This window comes from Syntrophomonas sp. UBA5494 (assembly GCF_002426325.1).
In genome coordinates, this window is record NZ_DIPG01000052.1 from 21284 (window position 1) to 25364 (window position 4081).

4 protein-coding genes and 2 riboswitches are annotated in these 4081 nt (G+C 50.4%); all 4 genes read right to left on the bottom strand.

The features are described 5' to 3' along the window. Window positions 1–2615 (bottom strand): cohesin domain-containing protein (locus B3W37_RS06265; RefSeq protein WP_483175108.1); only part of this gene is annotated, 2615 nt, incomplete at its 3' end. 87 nt (window positions 2616–2702) lie between these two features. Further along, window positions 2703–2864: a DUF2292 domain-containing protein gene (locus B3W37_RS06270; protein ID WP_483175109.1), complete on the bottom strand. Its 162-nt coding sequence runs from the start codon at window positions 2862–2864 to the stop codon at window positions 2703–2705. 164 nt (window positions 2865–3028) lie between these two features. Further along, a riboswitch (cobalamin riboswitch) is annotated at window positions 3029–3220 on the bottom strand. A 99-nt stretch (window positions 3221–3319) separates the two neighbouring features. Further along, window positions 3320–3490: a DUF2292 domain-containing protein gene (locus B3W37_RS06275; RefSeq protein ID WP_483175110.1), complete on the bottom strand. Its 171-nt coding sequence runs from the start codon at window positions 3488–3490 to the stop codon at window positions 3320–3322. Between the two features lie 29 nt (window positions 3491–3519). Next, window positions 3520–3714: riboswitch (cobalamin riboswitch) on the bottom strand. Between the two features lie 61 nt (window positions 3715–3775). After that, the coding region (locus B3W37_RS06280; protein ID WP_483175112.1) for a TIM barrel protein at window positions 3776–4081 on the bottom strand (306 nt) is incomplete at its 5' end.

Consider the following 4081-nt stretch of genomic DNA (forward strand, 5'->3'; position numbering starts at 1 on the left):
TTGAATGGATCGAGACCAGCCTTTAAATCATCCGCCAGGTACCAGTCCAGTTTGTCGGCCAGGTGCGGGTACAGCGCCTTCAGTTCATCAAGGGTTTTGTAGGTGGTGCTTACTCCGTCAGCCAATAACTGTTCATCTGTATAATGGTCACGCAGAACGGCGATTGACCAGGGGGTAGGTCCTTGGATATACTTAAGATTGAGCCTGTGATCATAATCAACAGCGACTTTCCCACCCTGGCCATCGCCCTCCAATATTCTCATCGGCCTTGTGGTTCCGCCCCAGCTTATGATTTCGCCATCATGGCTGATCCAGCTGACCGTACCGAGGTCGCAGAAAAAGCCGTTAACCGTGTAGGTGCCTGTACCCCAGTATATGCTCCCGGGCCTGTCGGCGGATTCCAGAGCCACAAAACCGCTCCACCGCCTGCTGGGATCAACGCCGATGGCGTTGATGAAGCCGCCTTGCATATCGATGTACCAGGTGCCAGGGGTATCTAGGGAGTCACTGGGGTATTCCTTTTCCAGCGCTGCGGTCAGCACCTCGATGGCCGGCACACCCTTCAGCACCCGTACCAGGGTAAGCGGAAGGCAGTCGCCAACGGCGATGGCACAGGTGATATAGTCGTCCTCTGTCGGCGTTTTAGGCGATACCGGATAGGTTTTGGTGACGGGGTTGTTATCGCCGAGTTGTGCTGCCACGGTCAGTTTGGAAACGTTTGGCATGGCGTTGATTCTGAGGAAGATCTTGTATGTGCCCGCCGTGATGGGAGTACCGGGAGCACCGCCTGACCTGATCGTTCCCACGGCTTCTGCCAGCGGCTTGCCTGTCGTATCGTCTTCCGCATAAAGCTTAAAGGAGATCGGGGTTCCCGCGGCTACACTGCCGGACAGAGTGTATTCAATACCAAAGCCCACCAGTTCTCCGACGAAGACTTCGGACGGCTGTATATGATCATCAGACATTGCTGGTATTTCATCGGAAAAACCTCCGGGTAACTTCGGATATTCCATGCTCGGGCTATGATTCCCGCCCAGGATGCTCCCGCCCAGGCTGAGTTGGGAGGCGGTGAAATTGGCGATGTATTCCCTGTCCTCGGAGATCGTAACCGTGTAGGAGGCCTGCCCGTATGATGCCTCATCTATGGTGTATTCATCTTCACTGCCGGCAGCGCGGTAAGCCCAATGATCAAAGGCATACCCCTCGGCAGGGGTGGCGGTAAGGGTCCATGTGCTGCCGGTCTCAGTGTTCGCAATAAATTCCGGTTCGCCGACCGTACCCTTTCCTTCATCATTCGCCGCTACAGATGGTGAATATGCGGCGGTACTCGGGTCTTCTTTTTCCGAGAATATGGCTTCTACTGTAATATCGGCGAGGATGTTCCCGCAGAGCAGCAAAAACGGTTTATTTTTAATACTCGGCCCCCCAACAGGACAGTCGATATAAGCCGCCGAAGGCATGCCATAATAATCGGTTCCCTGATCGGTCAGATAGGCGGTGGAACCCAATTCTGTGTTCTCAGCGTACAGTGTCCCGTTGATCATCCAGCCGTCGAAAGCGTAGTTTTCATTGTTATAGCTATCTATAGCAATAGAAAGAATAAGTTCGCCGCTGGACAGATCATATTTTTTATCATAAGTAATATTTTTTTCAACAATTATATCAATGAAATCTAAATCACCATATAGATATGTTGTAACATCGGCGCCCGCATCAGCCAACGGAGAAACAAAGGTGATTCCGTAACTCGGCGCGGCCTCCGTCACCGTCACGGCGGCAATGTTGCTCGTGGCCGTGGCGGTGCTTTCGCCTAGGGTGTTGGTGGCAATCACATAGTAATATGTAATGCCGGGGCTGTCTATGGCAGGAATATAGCTGGCGGCGATTTCTTCGCTGAGCGCGGTTCCGCCCTCGGTGCTGTTGATGCTGTTGCTGTACCACTGATAGCTGAGGGTGCCTTCGTCGCCTACGCTGGCTTCCACCGTAAGGGCGGCGGCCGTTTCACCCACGCTGTAGGTAACGGGTTCAACGCTCAGATCGGTGGTGAAGGTCGGCGTTGCTGCCCCAGCAGCAGGCGGGGCTTCAACCGTAATCTTGCCGGAGATGAAGGTCACGTCGACTGCCTGGGGTTGCGAATTGCAGAAATTGCCCTCTTGGCCGTTTTTAAGGCCTACCTCAACGGGGTAGTCCCCAGGGTCAGCGCCCTCTACCACAATAAAGTTCAGATCGAATAAGGTTCCAATACCGCTATTGTTTTCGGTTGCGCTGGAAGTGACGTAGGCTATGCCGGAATCTGCAATGATTTCCGGCGAAAAGTTATCCAGCGCCACTGTTCCTTCGTTTATGCTGTTGAGGCTCAGGACGGAACTGTCATAGCTGATTTCCAGAGCATAGCCGGCTATGCCCGGATTGTCGCTTATACTTACCGGAATGTCTACCGTCCGGTCGGCTCCCACGGCATCATAGGCCACGGTGGCGTTGCTCACTTCCACCACCGCTGCTCCCGTTGCCAGGACGCTGCCGCCCAGGCCCGGAAACAGGGTGAGGATCATGGCCAGGGCCAGCAGCAGCGCCAGGGCTTTCTCTCTGTGCTTACTGTTACTCCGATATTTCATTACTTGACTCCTCTCCTTTTTCTATTGGGTAGCAAATATGAAACTCGTCCCCCCTCTCCGTACTGAATGGTCATCGCGATAAGCTCTCTATAATTTGATGACCTTGATCACCTCCTCCAATATGATGGGCTGCTTATCCTGCACGATGATTTTCAGTTCTCCATATTCAGTGTTACGGATGATGTTGATAACCTTTTGTTCATTTTCGCTCAACTTGACGGCGGTTTTTTTGTCATCCACTGTTTTCACTCGCCTTTCTCACCGTTAATTTCACAATTGGCATTGCTGCCGACACATTTTCCCCCATATCGTCAAAAGCCCCGGCTTCCACAGGAAACCGGGACTGATGAGGCAAAAGAATTCCGTCCTTACAGGCAGTTTTCAAACGCACAGATCACCTTTCCATGGAAGGCTGGCAGAATATTGCCGAGGCAGGTTTCCTGGCTTGTGGTTCATCGCTGCCTTTTTCCTTCCCGGATATGCTCCAGTGGTCTGTTAAAAAAGCACTTCCCCACTTACAGTGGCCCGGACCGCCCGGGATTTTCACCCGGTTCCCTTTTCAATCCGATCTTTAGTTCGGATTCACCTTAACAGCAAGAGGTTTTATTCTATTGACAAGGTTTTTAAGGCACAATACCCCCTTAAAATTTAAAAACGGAGGCACTATTCTAAAATAGCGCCTCCGTTGTTCGGTCAGCATTTTTTTAAAGTTTGATTGATTTTTTGACTTCTTCTATACGTACCGGCTGTTTATCCTGTATAACGACCTTAATTTCGCCGTAATTGATCTCGCGTATAATCCTGATAAGCTTTTTTTCTTTTTCGGTTAATTTCTCATCTAAACTGCCCAGTCTATCCTGCAGACGATCAAGCACTGTCAAACACCTCTCCATCGCTCGTAGAGTTATGGTGCATAAGACAGGCAGGTCTTCTGGCTTCAGGCTCATCACTCTCTCCAGCCTTCCCGGTTTCCCAGTGGTATCCTGGAGGAACTCCTCTTCACAGCGGCGGGACCGCGCGGGATTCTCACCCGCTTTCCTTTTCACCGATTATAGACAAAAGAAGATCCATAACCGACACCTGAATTATGTAATTAATTCTATTGAATCCATGCTATTCCAACATCTTCTCATTGTCAACAGCTTCAATCCACTGGCTTATCAATATATTCGCGGTGAATCTTTATGAGACATTGCAAATCCGCCGGCTACCTTCGACAAGCTTTGAAATGCTTTTTCGATAAACATTTTTGGTTTTCCTCTTATTTCTTCCTGATTAGGATATATTTCCAAAGTCAAATATCCATCATATGAATTCAAAGTTAATGATTCCTGCAATTTTTGCCAATCAATCAGGCCATTCCCCGGCAGCCAGTGTCTGTCCTCAATACCGTCATTGTCGCATAAATGAGTGGCCAGGAGTCTGTTCCCGAATTGTTTCGAAAGATACTCGCCTTTATCGCGGTA